Raw genomic sequence first — 1,602 nt, 5'->3', positions numbered from 1 at the left:
GACATGGAGTCCAGCCACTTATTGGACACGGAGTCCAGGAGCTTTTTGGACTTTGGCTAGTGTTTCGGTTTGCGTCTTTTTGGCCGGGGTTTGGATAGGTTGGGGCGCAGCTGGGGTGGTTGGCGGTGTTTCATGCCTTCGACGTGGTTGATGTTGATTACTCCGCCGGCTGGGCGGTGTTTGAGCTTGATCGGTAGCGGCACACTGAAGAGGAATTCTCCGTCGTGTGCGGTGAAGAATTCAGCGACGTTATCGGCAGTAACGTGGCTGAGCAGTTTGCGGCTTTTGAATCTCAATCCGACATACAGCGGGTATCCGAGGATATGAACTGCCCCGTGGCGGCTGATGGTCAGTTCCAAGGGGATATCAAAGCGCTGCTTTTTGACTGCTTCATACGGGTCTATGCTGGTCGTATCCGTATGCGATGCACCTGGCGTGGTGATTGCACGATCGGTGTTGACCCTGGGTGAAGTGGCAGCTTCCCCGGGGTCGTTTGTGTATGCATGCTTCGGCTTTGCATGGGGGTTGTTGGCGAGGTTGTAGTCGACAACGCGCTGCCAGACCGCTTCAGGATCAAGCGGAGTTGTAGGTGATTCAGCCTGCGGGAACGTTTCCCAGGCTTGTTCGGGCGTGATGTGCATCTTGCCGACGAGCAGGCTTTGATGTCGCCGATGTTTGTTGTAGACCTCGCGGTAGGCCGCAAGCGCTTTTTGCAGTTCGTCGAATGTTTCCGGTGTGCGTGCATCGAGAAACTGCACCAACGTGCGGTGGGAGCGTTCGTCTTTGCCTTGCGTAGTTGGGGCGAAGCCAGCAATTGCCAGCACACCTTGCTTCGCCAACCAAACTTCTGTGGCTGATAGACGACCGCGATGGTAGGTGGCAAACGCTTCACTGTTGTCCGACAAGATTTCCTGCGGTTTGCGGTATCGGTCGAATGCTTCTTTCAAGGTGATGCGAGCATCCTCGCCGTTTTCAGGCCGGGGAAACGCTTTCGTGCCAACATCGAATCTGCTGGCGTCATCAATAACTTGATAGATCGTGACCTGGGTATGTTCGACGTCGAATAGCCGGTAGACCACAGCATCGATCTGCCACAGTTCACACACAAAGTCGCGGGCAAACCGCTTATACGAACTGCGTGGGCGCTTGCGGGCATTCGCGTCAACTACTCCAGCGTCGTGCAGCCAATCCGCGATGGTCGACCGAGATGGAGTGCGCTCCGGGCCGATTGTGTCGAACAGGTGGTAAAAGATCGACAACGGGCCGTAGTCTAGCCCCTGCTCTTGCAACGTGACTCTAGCGTCGATGACTGCTTGGCGATCCGCTTCGGTGTATTTGCGGGCAGGATTTTTCGGCGCGGTACTGTCCGGCAAAATACCCGCCCGCCCACGGCGAGCAATACGATCCCTGACGTTATGAAACGTCTGCCGAGAGATCTTCTCATCCTTGCAAAACTGCTTGATAGTTTTTCCGTCGCGAACCGGATCGAAATCCGCGATCTTTCTGCGTGTGTGCGATGAAATAGCCATCCGACCATTTCACCGGTTCAGTGTCCAAAAAGTCTCTAGACATCGTGTCCAATAAGTGACTGGACTCCATGTC

1 protein-coding gene is annotated in these 1,602 nt (G+C 55.0%); it reads right to left on the bottom strand.

Annotated features, from left to right (window positions below; genetic code table 11):
- Window positions 1–56 precede the first annotated feature (56 nt).
- On the bottom strand, window positions 57–1,529 hold the full coding sequence (locus tag HMPREF3145_RS00325; protein WP_070421286.1) for an integrase core domain-containing protein: 1,473 nt from the start codon (window positions 1,527–1,529) through the stop codon (window positions 57–59).
- Between the last annotated feature and the right edge of the window lie 73 nt (window positions 1,530–1,602).

It is taken from the genome of Corynebacterium sp. HMSC05C01, from assembly GCF_001807155.1.
Taxonomy (GTDB): Bacteria; Actinomycetota; Actinomycetes; order Mycobacteriales; family Mycobacteriaceae; genus Corynebacterium; species Corynebacterium coyleae.
The sequence above is the reverse complement of the archived record's forward strand: the minus strand, read 5'-3'. Positions and strand labels throughout refer to the sequence as shown.

Excerpts from the sequence above, each read along its gene's own strand:
- HMPREF3145_RS00325 (WP_070421286.1), bottom strand. The coding sequence starts at position 1,529 with ATGGCTATTTCATCGCACACACGCAGAAAGATCGCGGATTTCGATCCG.